The following is a 14,941-nucleotide window of genomic DNA, read 5'->3' as shown; positions in this document are numbered from 1 at the left end:
TCATATTGGAATGGTTATATTTTTATTATATGCCATATTTTATTTTTGTCAACCTCAATTTAAAAATAATAATTTACTATTATTCAGAATATATACAAAATATTTTCAACAAAAATATAACATAATTATAATCAATTTCAACATCTATGAATAGTATGTATTGATATGATGAAATGGAGTGTGATATTATGCAAGGTACTATTAAAAATTTTTTCCCCGGTGGCAATACTTCAAGAGGATTCTATTCCTACTATAGGTATATACTAGGTCAAGATGAAGCAAGAAGAATAATATGCATAAAAGGAGGCCCTGGAACAGGTAAATCATCCTTAATGAAGAAAGTTTCTAAATACTTCAATGAAAAAGGCTACGATATAGAACAACATCACTGTTCTTCCGATAATAATTCACTAGACGGAGTAGTTATTAAAAAACTTAACGTTGCAATACTTGATGCAACAGCACCTCATATAGTGGATCCTATAAATCCAGGAGCCGTAGATGAAGTTCTAAACATGGGAGATTGTTGGAATGAAGAAGGCTTTAAGAAATATAGGCATAAAATAATTGGCATAAATAAAAAAGTTGGCAAAACTTTTAAAAGGGCCTATCGATTCTTTGGAGCAGCTAAATTAGTTTATGATGATTGGCAAAACTATAATGATGAAGCCTTGAATATTAATAAATTAAACATACTGAAAGAAAATCTAAAAGAATCTTTATTCACCACCCCACCATCTACTATAGGCTATGATAGACATTTATTTGCTACAGCCTTTACACCTAACGGTATTGTCACTTATATTGAAAACTTAAGCGCAGGTTATAAAAATATTTATGTACTAAAAGGCGGACCTGGTACTGGAAAATCAGATGTACTAGAATTTCTATCCACCGAAGCCTTAAGGCGTGGCTACAATGTAGAAATTTTTCATACCCCACTTATCCCTGAAAAAATTGAGCATATATTGATTCCTGACTTAAATGTTGCCATTTTGACCTCTAATGAAATAAATAATTCAGATCTTCCAGGTATTGTAATTGATATGGAGGATTGTTTAAATCTAAGTACACTTGAAAATAACAAAGATGAAATAGAATATGATGCAACTGAGTTTTACACGCTATTAGACAAGGGTTTAGCTACAATAAAAGAAGCTAAATGTCTACATGACGAACTTGAAACTTACTTTATACCAAATATGGATTTTTCTAAGGTGGATGCAGTATTCACAAAGATCATTAAAAAGATAAACGAGTATGAAGAAGATTATTTAAATGATCCGTATACAGATTTTTAGTTAAATCGTATATGATAAATTCATAATCCTCATAAATACAAGTAAAAAGAATATCTATGAAAATAATCACCTTTATATAACTTCCCTATATGAAAAAAAGATGCTCTACTTTTTTTGAAAGTAGAGCATCTTTTATATATATATTTTAATTTTTTCTATTCTTCTTTGTTTAACTTGCTCTATTTTAAATATTACATTCCCATATTCAATAGTTTGGGTTTCATTTTTCTTTGGAATACATCCTATAAGGCTAATTAAAAAACCTCCTATAGTATTGTAATTCTTCGACATTAAATTTAAATCAAGATGATCATTCAATTCGTCTAAAGAAAGTAATCCATTCACTATATAAGTATTATTATCAACTTTTCTTATATCAGGTTCGTCATCATCATATTCATCTTCAATATTTCCCATAACTTCTTCTATAAGGTCTTTAATAGTAACTACCCCTGAAAATCCTCCATATTCGTCTATAAGTACTGCCATATGATTTTTAGATATTTTTAATTCTCTAAATAATTCATCTATATTTTTACTTTGATAAACAAGGTAAGGAGAATGTAATATATTCTTAATGTTTACATTTTCAAAGCCCTTAATGCGAGCCTCCATTATAAAATCTTTCATGTGAAGTATTCCTATGATATTATCAACATCACCGTCATATACTGGCACTCTTGAATACTTTTTCTCTAATAACTCATCTAAGAACTGTGTAACATGATCATTTATATCAATCAAAAACACTTCAGTTCTTGGAGTCATAACTTCTCTAGCTGATTTATCATCGAATTCGATAATGTTATTTATCATCTTTTTGGCAGTTTCGTTTATAGCGCCGCGCTGTCGTCCAACTTCTATAAGTGATTTCATTTCCTCTTTTGATAACTTCTCCTCTAATTTTTCACTATTAAGACCAGTAATCTTAACTAAAACATCAGTGGCTGCTGAAAGTAGCATTGCAAAAGGAACCAGCAGCTTAGATACATAGAAAACAGGCACTACGCAAAACATTGCAATAGCTTCTGATTTTTGTAGTGCTACTCGCTTTGGAAACAATTCACCAAACACAAGTGTTATATAACATAGACCAATTGTTATGCTAGCTAAAGCAATTTGCTTACTATAAGGTACATTCAAATTGTTTAAATATCCTGAAAAATGATTAGATATTCCAGTAGCCGCAGTTGCAATAGAAAAAAAACCAGCGAGCATAATTCCAATTTGAACAGCCGATAAAAACTTTGTTGGCTCCTCAATAAGTTTTACTAATAGCTGTGCTTTTTTGTTATCCTCTTGCGCAAGATGCTTAATTTTATTTTTGCTAAGTGACGCTATTGCCATTTCCGCCGATGCAAAGAATGCATTTATCAGTGTTAAAATACCAATTGTTATAAATTGCGCCATTATATTATTGGGCGCAGGGTCAGGGTCTGAATCCATTAAAATTCCTCCTCTTAAATAAAAACTTTTCATACTACAATAATATCACAAATATTGTATTCTTTATTGATAATATGAAAATTAATATTTAATTATATCTAATTTATTGCAATTATTTTAAATAAAGTATGTTTCGATCTATACATAAAAAAAACAAACGCATACTGCAATATGATATAATATTATAATCAAATGAACCAACCCAATAACATTATGATAGAAATCATAGGAGGTAAATAAATGGATAAATCAAAAGTATACTTTACAAACTTAAGAACAAAACCAGGATGCAATCTATTAGATAAACTTCAAAAACTTGTGGTAGAAACAGGTATAAAAAATATTGATTTCAAAGATAAATTTGTAGCTATAAAAATTCATTTTGGAGAGCCAGGAAATCTTTCTTACATTAGGCCAAATTATGCTGCAAGTATTGTTAAGCTTGTGAAAGGACTAGGCGGTAAACCTTTCCTTACTGATTGCAATACACTATACACAGGAAGAAGATCTAATGCTGTAGACCATATTGAAGCCGCTATGGAAAATGGTTTTAATCCGATTTCAGTTGGATGTAACTTAATTATAGCTGATGGATTAAAGGGTGGGGATTATAGAGAAATCCCAATTAACCAAAAACATTGCAAAACTGCTAAAATAGGTTCAGCCATTGCTGATTCAGATATAGTTATTTCTATGACTCATTTTAAAGGCCATGAAATGACTGGATTTGGTGGATCATTGAAAAATTTAGGTATGGGCTCAGGCTCTGTTGGCGGCAAGCTTGAAATGCATTCTGCATCAAAGCCATTTATGAAACATCGTAAATGTGTAAGCTGTGGTCAGTGCGTTAAAAATTGCCTACATGAAGCAATTACCTTTAATGAAGATAAAAAGGCAACTATAGATTATGATAAATGCGTAGGCTGTGGTCAATGTGTTGCCGTATGTCGCTATGGCTGCGCAACAGTAAAGTGGAATGAATCTGCTGATAGCGCTAATGAAAAAATTGCAGAATACACCTATGCAGTTATTAAAGATAAGCCACATTTTCATATTAGTTTCATTATGAATGTTTCCCCTAATTGTGACTGTTCACCGGAAAATGACGTTGCAATTGTTCCAGATATAGGAATAGCTGCATCCTTTGATCCAGTAGCCTTAGATCAAGCCTGTGTTGATATGGTTAATAGTGCAATTGCATTAAATGCAACTGAACTTTCAGATAACCACTATCATGATGGAGACGATAAATTTTCTACTATACATCCTGATACAAATTGGAAAGTTGGACTCGACCATGCAAAAGCTATCGGAATTGGAACTGACGAATATGAACTAGTAACAGTTAAATAAAAAATAAAAAGGTATATATTACTATTTAATCAATGCATTATACGTAATATATACTTTTTTTGTGCATAAAAATATTTGTTAGCAAACTTCGTAAGTTGAGACTCGCTTGTTTTGTGTTGTATTAATTTTTATATCTCCAAAATCGTTACAACGAGGCTTATTCTACACTTTTAAGAGAACTAACCATATCAATATCTTTAACTTTCTTTGAAAACATAAGGTTAACAAGAATAGATATCAAAATTGTTCCGAAAATACTGTAAAACAATGATTGAACAGATATTATGGTCATCATATCAAAGGTATCACCCATGAATGAAATCATATAGCTAATAAGCCATTTTCCGCAAGGTATCCCAATTATAATTCCAAGGGTTGTAATCCAAATGGTTTGTGTAAGAAGTAGCCACCTAATTCTCTTTGTTTTAAAGCCTAATACCTTTAGCGTGGCAAGTTCTCTTTGTCGCTCTGTAAAGGATAATATGCCGAGATTGTAAAGCACTACTATGCCCAAAATAGCAGCTCCTAAAATAAGTATATATACCATAATGTTCATGGCTTCTGTCATGGTTTCATAACTTTTAGTTAAATCTACCCTTGACCAGATGCGCGTTACACCAGTAACATTAGAATTTATTTTTTTAGAAGTTATGATAGAGGTAGCTTTAAAGTTGTATCCCAGCCTTTCAAAATTATTTTTTGTCAATGTGATGCCTTGGGATATGGGTGTACGGTAAATTGCCCCGATTGTTGATGTAACGTAACGTTCATCACCATAAATGTGAAAGGAAATTTCATCGCCTACTTTAACTCCTAAAAGATTAGCCATTTTATAGCTTATTGATACTTTGTCTTGTGGTAATTGAATAGCCTCACGCTTGGCATTTTGAGGGTTAATAAGTGTTACATTTTCAGTTACAAGTAGCTGCGCAGTTTTCTTTTTATCCTTTGCTTTAATTTCGATAGTACCTTCCATTATTGATTCTCCAGCATAGCTATTTTTAATTGATGAAATTTCTTTTTTGGATACTTTTTCAGAAAGTGTCAACTTTGTTTCATAGTGGTTAATATCCGAATACTGCCAACTAATAACATCCTTTACGCTATCTTTCATACCAAAAGCACATACAAGCAGTGATGTACATCCCATTACACCGATTATAGCCATAATGGAACGAACTTTACTTCGAAACATATCCCGTAAATTCCACTGTGTATTGAACCCAATCTTTGCCCATAACTTTGTTTTTTCAAAAAAGCCTTGTTTCATAATCCTTGGAGCCTTAGGCAAAAGCAATTGAGATGGTATATCTTTTAGAACTTTACGGCAAGTAAGGTAAGTTGCCAAAGTACATGCAATTACAGAAACTAGAGCCATTATAAATGAAGAGACTGAAACTTCCGGTTTCCAAACAGGTAAGGTGTATGCTGTTTTTAATGAATCGTAGAAAAGATGTGGCAGAATAAGTGGGCCTGCTACTAATCCAATAACAGCACCAGCAATGGAAATCCATAAGCCATAAGAAACATAGTGGAATAATATGTGTTTCTTCTTGAAACCTATCGCTTTTAATGTGCCGATTTGCGTACGTTGATTATTGACTAAACGCGTCATAGTTGTAATTATTGTAAGTAAGGCAATTGCAAGAAATACAATTGGGAAGACCTGCCCTATCGCTTTATGCTGCTCGATTTCTTCCTGAAACATTGCATAACTTCCAAAATTATTTCTTGTTAAAAATACACTGTACTTACCGTCTAAAGCGGTATCAATTTTTTTTTCTAACTTTGAGTAATCTGTCCCATCGGTAGTAACCAAAAGGTCTGTGTAGAATATTGGTATTGATTTTGGTAAAGACTTGTCGGAGAGATAAGCAAATCCAAAGTTTTCATGGTTTGGAACAATGTCATTATCGCCTGTTGCATACACATATTCAGGATTTAAAACTGTTCCTAGTATTTCTTTTTTCATAGTAATACCATTGAATGTTGTGGATATAGTATCTCCAAGGGTGAGTCCCTTTGCTTTAGCGAATGCGTCGTCCAGCCATACACCATCTTTATCAACAGAAAATTCCTGCCCATCAATAAGCTGGCACTTTGAAATCTTGTTTTCATTTGTAAAATGTAGTGTTATCTTTGGTTTGTTTTCAAATCTCGCAACACTGTCTATTGTGAGCCTTCTTTGTACGGAGGTAACACCATTAACTGATAAAACCTTATCAGCATCCGATTTCGTAAACCCACTGCCATAAATCCAGACATTAGCAAAATTAGTATCCCGGTAATACTCATTTGATGCAGTTTGCAATCCATACCATTCACTGTTTATACCTACGTATATAAAAACGCCTAAAATAGACATTATAAAAATTGAAATGAATTGAGTTTTGTTTAGCTTCATATCTCGAATCATTTTGAGAAAAAGCATTACCAGTTCACCTCCTTTACATCAACGGGTGCAGCATTAATACTTATATCCCTCACTTTGCCGTTTTTAATTCGGATAACCTTATCTGCAGCCTGAGCCAGTGCTGAATTGTGTGTAACAATAATAACTGACTTATTTTTCTCTCTGCTCATTTTCTGTAGTAAGGAAAGAATAACAATACCTGTTTCACTATCTAGTGCACCTGTTGGCTCATCGCAAAGAAGCATGGTTGGATTTTTGCATATGGCCCTTGCTATAGACACTCGCTGTTGTTCCCCACCTGATAGCTGTGATGGAAATTTATTTAAGTGATCACCTAGTCCAACTGAGGTCAGTATTTCGGCAGCATCCAATGCCCCTTTCACTACATCCTTTGTAAGTGCCACATTTTCAAGGGCAGTTAATGTTGGAATGAGGTTGTAGAACTGAAATACAAAGCCCACATTTTCTGCTCGATATTCCGTCAATGCATCATCTTTGTAATTCGCTATATTTTTACCATTAATAATGATTTCTCCATTTGTAGCAAAGTCCATACCACCAAGCAAATTAAGAACTGTAGATTTGCCGGCGCCACTCGGACCTAATATAACAACAAATTCACTATCATTAATAGTAAAACTGATATTATCTGCAGCAAGTAGCGTCTTTTCGCCTAAATTATAAGCTTTTGTAACATTTTTAAATTCAATTGTATTTTTCATAGTCCCCCCCTATAATCTGAAACATGTTTCAGATTATATTATACCAACCCGCCCCTTTGTTGTCAATATTAACCTGAAATATATTTCAGTTTTGTTGACTGCTTCACTTAAACTAGTTATAATTAAATTAAAATCTTAGTCTAAGGGAGGACACCATGAGTAATAACTCAATTAGAGAACCTAAACAAAAACGTTCTATTGAAAAGAAAAAAAAGATAATTGAAGTTGGATTTAAACTAATGTGCGAAAAGGGCTACCACAATACAAACTCAGTGGAGATTGGTAAAGCTGCTGGAGTATCAACTGGTATTATATATAACTACTTTACAGACAAAAAGGATATTTTTATTAGCGCTATTCAAGATTATTCTAACAGTCTAACAGCACCAATGTTTGAAAAAATAAGTACACTTAAAGAACCTATTGATTTGACAGACCTATTAAAGCAATTTATTGATATTTTTATACAGTCACACTATATTTCAAAGTCTGCTCACGAAGAAATGATGGCTATGGCTCATTCTGATAAAGATGTAGCTAAGTTGTTTTACCAGTTTGAAATTGATACTACAAACACCCTTATTGAGTTAATGAAACAAAAAGGTATTACACCAACAAACCCTAGAGAGAAAGTTCATATTTCTATTGGGCTAATTGAAAACCTTTGCCATGAAAGGGTGTACCATAAACACGAGTCTATGGATTATATGATTATGACAGACGAAGTTATAAATCTTGTTATTAGTATGTTAACAAATTAAATATTTGTTAAAGTAGTGTAACATCTTTATTTTGCTTTTAGATCCAATATCCACTTAAAGCAAGTAACCCCATATCATTAGATATGGAGTTACCTGCGACGAAATATAAAGAAGATTGTAAAGCAATGATTCACTTTATTTTAATGCATTTTTTAGCTTTTTTAGAAAAAATAATCATTTTAAAAATCATTTCTTAAACCCATATATACTTGAGGTAAGACCAATTACAACAATAGTGAAGCCTATTAGATTAGAGTAAAAGATCTCATTAGACGAAAATCCACCCCCACCGATTGCTATGATTGCTACTCCAACAATAGTAACTTCTATACCTATTAACATTATTTGTATTGGAGTCTTATTCTTTGTATGTTTATCTAAAATAACTATAGTTAAAAGTATTGGAATAAGTAAAATAACAATCAAAATCAAAGCTGCCATAAAAACACCCCTCAGTCTATATTTGTTTATACAAATGCTTTAATAATAGTATTTTCTTTTTAAACTCATCTTCTAAAATAATATTTTTTTGAAATGAGTAATAGACTCAATGTGAATGTAACTCGATTGGCATTGTATTACATTTACTATAGAGTATGCTTATTTTACTCTTTGAGCAATTGGATGGTTCTCTTTAAATTGAACTAAATCCCATAAGTTTCCGTATAAATCTTTGAATACTGCAACTGTACCATATGATTGTTCTTTAGGTTCTCTAACAAATTCTATACCTTTTGCTATCATTTCGTTATAATCTCTCCAAAAATCATCTGTTCCAAGGAATAGGAAAACTCGTCCTCCTGCCTGATTTCCAATAAACGATAGTTGTTCAGGTTTAGAAGCTCTTGCAAGTAATATTGTAGTTCCTGACGAACTTGGTGGAGACACTACCACCCAACGTTTATCTTGGTCTTCTTGGTATGTGTCTTCTATTAATGTAAAATGAAGTTTCTTTGTGTAAAATTCAATGGCTTCATCATAGTCTTTGACTACTAACGCAATGTGTACAATAGATTGTATCATTTTATTTGCCTCACTTTCCTTACAAAATATAAGTAATATTATTGTGTCGTCTATTTTTACAAGTTCCTCATAAATATTTATTCAATTATACTACTATTGCCTTATCCAAGAGTAAGCATAATTCCCAATATGTTTAGGAACATTATTCATATCTATAGAGCAATCTTCAATTATTAATAGTTTCTTTTTTTTAAAAATATTCCACCTTAATGTTATTCTCCCCCCTCCTATGTAATCCTTACCTAATAATACTATGACATTATAAATAGCTAAACTTTAATTCCCCTAGGGAATACAATATAATATGGATGGGAAAAGAACAAATAACGTGAAACCAAAATTTCACGTTATTTTATTTTATAAGTATTTATAATGTTTACAAAAGGCTAAAGTAATAATAGACATACTTATTTACACAAGAAAGTAATCCCTAATACTGTTGTACAAACTCCAATTAACAATAATAATATAAAACCGATTATATTTTGTTTTTTAAGTTGCAAAATACTATAAAGTAAAGTATCGATACCAACGCAAACCATTACTAAATTCAATAGAGATTTATCATCTATACCATTGTAGGAATTAAATATATGAATAAAAAACAATATAAATATGGCCACAGAAACTATTTTACGTGAACTTTTATAAAATAAAGAATTTTCACTATATAGATTCATAAGCATATAATAATTGTTATATTTTTAGTTGAATATATCTATTTTTACTCCTTCATAGAAATATCTCGTTGAAGTTGAATCCATAAATATAATCCTATTATGCAAGTTAATATTTCTGTTATAGTCATCGACCATATAACTCCATGTAAACCAAACGTATATTTTCCTAAAATCATAATAGGAATTAATAATGTTCCCTGCACTACAGACATTATGGTTGCATCTTTACCTCTTCCAGCTCCTTGGAATATTGCTATAAAAAGACCAGTAATGCCAGCAAACAAAGCTGAAATAAGCATAGCTAGCAAAATGTATATCCCAGTGTTTATTACGTAAGTATTATGGCTAAATAAATGTAATATTGGTTTTCTGAAGATAAATATTATCAATGAAAAGGCCATAGTTAGGATTGCAATATAGGCTGCAGTAATATTTATAATACTCTTCATTCGTTTTATATTGTTAGCTGCATACGCATAAGCAATTAAGGGAATAACTCCAATATATAACCCTTTAGCAGCAAATTGAGCAAGTTGGGCAATTCGCAGAGATATTCCAAATGCAGCAACAGCATAGTCGCCATAGTATGCTGAAAAATTATTTAACAATAAAACGGAAACAATCAAAAATGCATCTAATAGGAAAGAGGATATTCCTATCTTAAAAATATCTTTCAACATGCTAAGCGTTGGTTTGAATGTACTTATGGAAACTGTCAAAGTAGAACTTTTGTTTTTAAGGTAATAAACATAGTACAATACTGCACATGTATTCGCAACAACTGTTCCAATTGCTGCTCCTACAATATTTAAATGACATGTAAAAATTAATATGGGGTCCAAAACAATATTTATGGTAACACTTATAAACATACCATTCATCGAGACTTTTGATGATCCCTCCGCTCGTACTACTTGTCCTAATGCAAAGTTAGAAATTACAAATGGACTTCCTAAGATAAGAACCATAATAAAATCTTTGGTGAACAAAACCGTATCACCTTTTGCCCCTAATACTTTTAGAATAGGATGAATTAAAGGTATCGCGAATAACATAAAAATAAATCCAGCTAATATACTTAAGAAAAAAGTAACTGATGAAACTTTTTTTGCATCTTCTAATTTTGTTTCCCCAAGTAACCTAGATATATAGGTTCCACCACCTACACCAAAAATATTTCCAATTCCCGATAATATGATTGTAAAAGGTAACGCTAAGGTGACAGCTGTCATCATCGATGTGTTATTTAGCATTCCAATAAAAAAAGCGTTAATAACATTATAAATCATAATAACGGACATCCCCAACATCATAGGCACTGCCATGTGTGCAATCGCTTTTGGTATAGTTGCTTGTTCAAAATAATAATTTTCTGTATTTTCCATATAATGATCCTCCTTAAATTCTCGGTAGTGTAAATTTTTTATTTCTTATCAACGGTTTGTTCTGTATATTGTGTATTGATTTTAAATTTACACATTTAAAATTCACCTCTCGCAAAAGAATATTTATGTTTCCTCGGCAACATAACTATTCTATCACTTTATTGTTTCCTTGTCAATAATAAAGGAGGCTGTATCATACGCTGATGTTTCAGCGCTTTGAAACAGCCCGCCTTAGGCTACTTTTTATACAACTCCATTATTCAGAACCATTTCGATTTGTTATATCTACACCTTGCTTCTTTATTTCTGCATCCAAATGCCTACTATGCTTTTCCACGAAGCTAAGCATGATATCAAATTGTTCCTCGGTTACCTGTTCAGTTCTGAATGTGACTCGATTGGCATTGTATTACATTCAGAATACCAATACACTTAATAAAGTAAACCCATATCTAGTGATATGGAATGCCGTGATTAGTGACACCGGCTCTTTTAGTAATTGGGTTAATAACAAAATAATGCTAACAGTAATTAAGGTTATTCATGACAAATATGGTTAATAATGATATCATAAACATAACAATTTAAGTTTAAAATTTCAAATGAGGTGGTAAAAAAATGAATAAATCAAAAGTAGAAAAAGTAAATTTTTATAGTGATGTCCTTGGTAAAGAAATGCCAATGTTAGTGTATTTACCTGAATGCTATAATAGTTTAACTCCTCTACCGGTATTATATTTTCTACATGGAAGAAGTGGGAATGAAAATTTAATGTTTGAAATGGATATAAACGCTAAAGCTGATCGAATGATAAAAAATGGGGACATTAAGCCTATGATAATTGCATGTCCAAGAATTGAAAACAGCCGTGGTTTTAATTCATCCTTAATCTGTAAAGAGGTGCCTGATCCTGGAGATAATAATAGAATCATAAATTTAGGAATGTATGAGGATTACTTTATGAAAGAAATATTGCCTTTAACAGATAAAACTTTCAATACTATAAAAGATAGAAAAGGAAGATATATTGGAGGGATATCTGCTGGGGGTTATGCAGCTCTTCACAATACATTTCGACATCAGCACATATTTTCAAAAGTAGGAGGGCATATGCCTGCCTTAGAACTGAAACTTGAAGAGGAAGACAAGCCATATTATAAAGACATGGATGTATGGGAAAAATATGATCCAATATATATTGCAAGAAACAATAATATTTCTTCTGGTATTGATGTATATCTTGATGCTGGAGATAAGGATGAAGGTAGATTTTATGAAGGCTGTTCAATTTTACATAAAACATTGAACGAAAAAGGCATAAATTCTCAAAATCATGTATTCCCTGGTAATCACAGTGCTGAATATATACAATCAAATATTGAAAAATATCTAAAATTTTATGGATGTTAATATGTTGTGTACAAGCCTTGTGTAATTTATACAAGTATAAAAAATAATAAATGTAGATTGCAATATAAAATGTCCGAAATTTTCAAGAAAAATATAATGTTAAGTTGTAATGGTTTTCTGTTCCATCATATTGGCAGATAAACCGTTGAAAATCCTTCTTGGATAATTGTTGATCCAGTGCTGTATTTGCATAATTTGTTTTTTAGAGAATGCTGAAATATCCACACCTTTTGGGATAAATCGTCGTATCATTTTATTGATATTTTCGTTTGTGCCTCGCTCCCATGAACTATATGGGTGAGCATAATATACTTTAGTTCTCTTTCGTTTATTTCTTACTGAGTTCTCAATACCCTCGAAATCAAGGTTCTCACAGCCGTTATCACAGGTGATTGTTTTAAATGTTTTCGAGAATAACATTCCCATTTTACGCTCCAATTTGTCCAATTCTTTCACGACAGCCGCCTGTGATTTAGATGGTATTTTAAAGACTAACTCCTTACGAGTTACTCTTTCACTTAACACCATCAAGACAGTTTTTGTACCCTGTTTGCCAACTACAGTGTCCATTTCCCAGTGGCCTATCTCATCACGTGCAGCTACCGCTGCAGGTCTCTCCGATATGCTAGTTCCTTTGGTATTGTTATACGCTGATCTTATTTTTTTATAGTTTCTCTTTTTAGCATTCTTTTTAACAGGCAGATCTTTGTTACTTATATTTAAAAACAAATTATTATCCAAATAGTTATACACAGTTTTGAAGCAAATAGTTGTTTCAAATTGTAGATCTTTATTTGTGATATTTTGAATAGCTGCATACGGAGATTCGCCATCTATACCAATAGCTTTTTCTAAGTACTTCACCAATTTATGATCTTTTCCTATTTTTAATGCAGGACCTTTAGCGGTACCTTGTTTGTCATGCTCTGACTGCCCAATTTCTGCGCTATATTCCATTCGAGTGGTTAAGTCACTATTCAATAGTTCTACAATTCCTTTAGCAATTTCACGCCTTATTGTACGTTCTGAGCGCCCACCTATTTGCTCCGCAATACGAGTTGAATTAAGTCCCATTTTGTGTAAAGCTTCTAACTTTATGCGTTCCTCGTATGTTATGTGTTTACCTTTTCTGCTCTGTGTGATAAAATCTAATTGACTCATTTGAAATCCTCCCGTATATGTTGGTTTAGTCACTTAACATTATACAAGAGTATTTCTCTTGAGTCTTTATTTTTTGTTACTCTTCGGTCATTTCATTATACAACTTACCATAAAAAATAATAAACCACTTTCTGTAGATGTATAATAAAGCAATAGTAGGATAGTTTTTAATAAAGCTAAGAACTATTTTATATAATAGGGGTTGAAAAAACAAATGACGTGAAAATAAAATTTCACGGACATTTGTCTTTTACCTCTATACGTCCTATAGCTCATAGTTACTTTAATGTACGTAATAAACCATCATGTAATTGATATTTTTAGCCTCTAATTGAGAATATACACTACTTTTTTGCAGGATTTACCCCTTTTTATATTCCAAATTCTTACCATTAATCTGGCAAAAACTATATTCACTTATGTAAGCTAAAATATATGCCACTATAGCTAAAACTTTTAATCCTTTTGAATCAAAATACTTGTAACTTATAACTATTGCAAATAGTACAATTAAATCTGTCACCATAGTTATACAAAATGTATTCCATATTAAGTTATTTTTTTCTTTTTTCCCCATTTTATTTATAAAATTCAAAGAACTAAACTCAGTATTAATATTTAATTTGTATAACAGAACAAAACAAAAACAACTAATTATAGCAATAATAAATATATACATAATTGGTAATAAAGTAACGCCATTTAATAGGTTCAAAATTATTATTAATCCGAGTACAAATACCGCAAGTATTAGAGTAGTTTTTAGCGCAGTAAATATTAATAAAATTTCCCGCTCGTCTCTTTTTCTAGGAAACAATATATTTCTTGCCATATTCCATATAATCAATAAAGCAATGCCCACTTCACCTATAATTTTTATATCATTCAAACTTAATCATCCTCCCTAATAAATTCAAAAACATCATCAATTTTCTTGTTCAAATAGTTAATAATTTTAAAAGCTAATTTTAAAGATGGATTAAATGCTCCTCGCTCTATTTCAAGGATTGTTCCTCTCGAAACACCAATTGCTTCAGCTAATTCCTCTTGGGTTATTTCTTTTTCAGCTCTTAAAACTTTAATCTTAGTTTTAAACATTTTTGTCTTAGTTAAATTTTAAGGCACCTCCCTGTTAACCAATCTACTATAATATAATTATAGTAGTATATATAATATAAAATATCAATATTATATTAGTTTGAAAATAGTAATGGGCATACAACATAATAAGTCTTGTATTGAGCCAAAATAAAGACCCCTCTGAAATAATATAATGTATCCTATAG

The 14,941-nt window shown here is 31.5% G+C and carries 13 protein-coding genes and 1 pseudogene; 4 read left to right on the top strand and 10 right to left on the bottom strand.

The features are described 5' to 3' along the window. Window positions 1-188 precede the first annotated feature (188 nt). Complete coding sequence (locus KTC94_RS14195; RefSeq protein ID WP_216303944.1) at window positions 189-1,301, top strand: PRK06851 family protein; 1,113 nt, start codon at window positions 189-191, stop codon at window positions 1,299-1,301. 132 nt (window positions 1,302-1,433) lie between these two features. Here KTC94_RS14195 and KTC94_RS14190 read toward each other — a convergent pair whose 3' ends face one another. After that, entirely contained in the window at window positions 1,434-2,747 is a 1,314-nt protein-coding gene (locus tag KTC94_RS14190) for a hemolysin family protein (protein ID WP_220319547.1), read from the bottom strand. 240 nt (window positions 2,748-2,987) lie between these two features. Here KTC94_RS14190 and KTC94_RS14185 point away from each other — a divergent pair, with 240 nt between their 5' ends. Further along, window positions 2,988-4,100, top strand: coding sequence for a DUF362 domain-containing protein (locus KTC94_RS14185; protein ID WP_216303942.1), 1,113 nt, complete (start codon window positions 2,988-2,990; stop codon window positions 4,098-4,100). A 157-nt stretch (window positions 4,101-4,257) separates the two neighbouring features. Here the strand turns inward: KTC94_RS14185 and KTC94_RS14180 are convergent, their stop codons facing one another. Together KTC94_RS14180 and KTC94_RS14175 are read right to left on the bottom strand one after the other, a co-directional pair. Further along, entirely contained in the window at window positions 4,258-6,531 is a 2,274-nt protein-coding gene (locus tag KTC94_RS14180; RefSeq protein ID WP_220319546.1) for an ABC transporter permease, read from the bottom strand. After that, the gene (locus tag KTC94_RS14175; RefSeq protein ID WP_216303940.1) at window positions 6,531-7,235 is read right to left on the bottom strand and encodes an ABC transporter ATP-binding protein; all 705 of its coding nucleotides are present in this window, start codon (window positions 7,233-7,235) and stop codon (window positions 6,531-6,533) included. The genes KTC94_RS14180 and KTC94_RS14175 overlap by 1 nt, the downstream gene beginning before the upstream one ends. Window positions 7,236-7,390: 155 nt before the next feature. Here KTC94_RS14175 and KTC94_RS14170 point away from each other — a divergent pair, with 155 nt between their 5' ends. Beyond that, window positions 7,391-7,996 carry a TetR/AcrR family transcriptional regulator gene (locus tag KTC94_RS14170; RefSeq protein WP_220319545.1) on the top strand — a complete coding sequence of 202 codons (606 nt, stop codon included), beginning with the start codon at window positions 7,391-7,393 and terminating at the stop codon, window positions 7,994-7,996. Between the two features lie 186 nt (window positions 7,997-8,182). On the opposite strand, the gene KTC94_RS14165 is transcribed toward KTC94_RS14170, so the two are convergent. The 4 genes and pseudogenes from KTC94_RS14165 to KTC94_RS14150 all read right to left on the bottom strand — a co-directional run. Further along, on the bottom strand, window positions 8,183-8,437 hold the full coding sequence (locus tag KTC94_RS14165) for a hypothetical protein (RefSeq protein ID WP_216303938.1): 255 nt from the start codon (window positions 8,435-8,437) through the stop codon (window positions 8,183-8,185). A 159-nt stretch (window positions 8,438-8,596) separates the two neighbouring features. After that, window positions 8,597-9,019: a VOC family protein gene (locus KTC94_RS14160; protein ID WP_216303937.1), complete on the bottom strand. Its 423-nt coding sequence runs from the start codon at window positions 9,017-9,019 to the stop codon at window positions 8,597-8,599. A 724-nt stretch (window positions 9,020-9,743) separates the two neighbouring features. Next, window positions 9,744-11,084, bottom strand: a complete 1,341-nt coding sequence (locus KTC94_RS14155; RefSeq protein ID WP_220319544.1) for an MATE family efflux transporter — start codon at window positions 11,082-11,084, stop codon at window positions 9,744-9,746. 256 nt (window positions 11,085-11,340) lie between these two features. Next, window positions 11,341-11,463 (bottom strand): annotated as a pseudogene (locus KTC94_RS14150) (MarR family transcriptional regulator); the annotation flags it as partial. A 239-nt stretch (window positions 11,464-11,702) separates the two neighbouring features. On the opposite strand from KTC94_RS14150, the gene KTC94_RS14145 reads away from it, so the two are divergent. Continuing rightward, the gene (locus tag KTC94_RS14145; protein WP_220286135.1) at window positions 11,703-12,494 is read left to right on the top strand and encodes an esterase family protein; all 792 of its coding nucleotides are present in this window, start codon (window positions 11,703-11,705) and stop codon (window positions 12,492-12,494) included. A gap of 99 nt (window positions 12,495-12,593) precedes the next feature. On the opposite strand, the gene KTC94_RS14140 is transcribed toward KTC94_RS14145, so the two are convergent. The 3 genes from KTC94_RS14140 to KTC94_RS14130 all read right to left on the bottom strand — a co-directional run bounded on the left by KTC94_RS14140 (window position 12,594) and on the right by KTC94_RS14130 (window position 14,753). Beyond that, entirely contained in the window at window positions 12,594-13,655 is a 1,062-nt protein-coding gene (locus tag KTC94_RS14140) for an IS30 family transposase (protein WP_220320590.1), read from the bottom strand. A gap of 361 nt (window positions 13,656-14,016) precedes the next feature. Next, complete coding sequence (locus KTC94_RS14135; protein WP_220320089.1) at window positions 14,017-14,544, bottom strand: hypothetical protein; 528 nt, start codon at window positions 14,542-14,544, stop codon at window positions 14,017-14,019. Between the two features lie 2 nt (window positions 14,545-14,546). Next, window positions 14,547-14,753, bottom strand: a complete 207-nt coding sequence (locus KTC94_RS14130) for a helix-turn-helix transcriptional regulator (RefSeq protein ID WP_220320090.1) — start codon at window positions 14,751-14,753, stop codon at window positions 14,547-14,549. Window positions 14,754-14,941 lie beyond the last annotated feature (188 nt).

Source organism: Clostridium sp. CM028, from assembly GCF_030585565.1.
GTDB classification, from domain to species: Bacteria; Bacillota; Clostridia; order Clostridiales; family Clostridiaceae; genus Clostridium_AD; species Clostridium_AD estertheticum_B.
Note: the sequence above shows the minus strand (reverse complement) of the source record. Positions and strands in the feature narration are given on the sequence as shown.